Genomic DNA, 1,123 nt, shown 5'->3' with positions numbered 1-1,123 from the left:
TGTCCGTCGTCAGATGATTTGGGACATTCAGCGGTGTTCAGGAGCGGAGGCTCTGGTCCATCTGGGGTGAGAGGTTAGGCGGCCTGCGCGTGGTGGCGCAAGCGGCGATCCATCAGGGTCTGGCGCTTGATGCGTTCCCGCTCGGCCAGGATCCCTTCGCCGCGTCCGAAGTAGACGTCAGCGGGCGTAAGGTTGCTCAGGCTCTCATGGGCTCGGGCATGATTGTAGTGTTCGACGAAGTCGGCGACCTGCGTCTCCAACTCGCCGGGCAAGTAGGCGTGTTCGAGCAGGATGCGGTTCTTGAGCGTCTGGTGCCAACGCTCGATCTTGCCCTGCGTTTGAGGATGGCATGGCGCACCGCGGATGTGGGTCATGCCCCGAGTGCCGAGCCAGTCCGCCAGGTCGCTGGCGACGTAGCTAGGCCCGTTGTCGGAGAGCAGGCGTGGCCGCTGCATCACCCGCGCCTGATCGAGCCCAGCCGCACCCAGCGCCAGGTCGAGCGTGGCGGTGACGTCGCTGGCCTGCATCGTCGTGCACAGCTTCCAGGCGACGATGTAGCGTGAGAAGTCGTCCAATACGGTCGACAGGTAGTACCAGCCCCAGCCAACGACCTTCAGGTAGGTGAAGTCCGTCTGCCAAAGCTGGTTGGGCGCGGTGGTCTTATCGCGGAACTCGTCGGCGGCCTTGATGACAATATAGGCCGGGCTGGTGATCAGGTCCTGAGACTTGAGCAACCGGTAGACGGTCGCTTCCGAGACGAAGTAGCGGCGCTCGTCGGTGAAGCGCACCGCCAGCTCACGCGGGCTGAGTTCAGGCTGCTCCAGAGCCAGGGCAACGATCTGCTCGCGGATCTCCGCAGGCAGGCGGTTCCAGACCCGGCTCGGCTGCGAAGGATGGTCATTCAACGCCTCGGGGCCGCCGCGCTGGTAGGCGTCGTACCAGCGGTAAAACGTCGAGCGCGTGATGCCGAGCTTGTCCAGGGTGGCACGCACCGGCAGGTGGGATTGCTCGACGAGCCGGATGATCTCCAGCTTCTCGGGGGCCGGGTACCTCATGCCTCGTCGCCCCCAGCCCCGCTCATGCTTTTTTTAAGCAGACGGTTCTCCAGGACAAGATCAGCTAC

Annotated in this window: 1 pseudogene; it reads right to left on the bottom strand. The window is 64.0% G+C overall.

The features are described 5' to 3' along the window. Positions 1–74: 74 nt before the first annotated feature. Positions 75–1,123: pseudogene (locus FV218_RS22445) on the bottom strand (IS3 family transposase); the annotation flags it as partial.

The sequence above is a fragment of the Methylobacterium sp. WL69 genome (genome assembly GCF_008039485.1).
In the GTDB taxonomy this organism is placed as follows: Bacteria; Pseudomonadota; Alphaproteobacteria; order Rhizobiales; family Beijerinckiaceae; genus Methylobacterium.
This window is presented reverse-complemented; position numbering and strand designations above follow the sequence as displayed.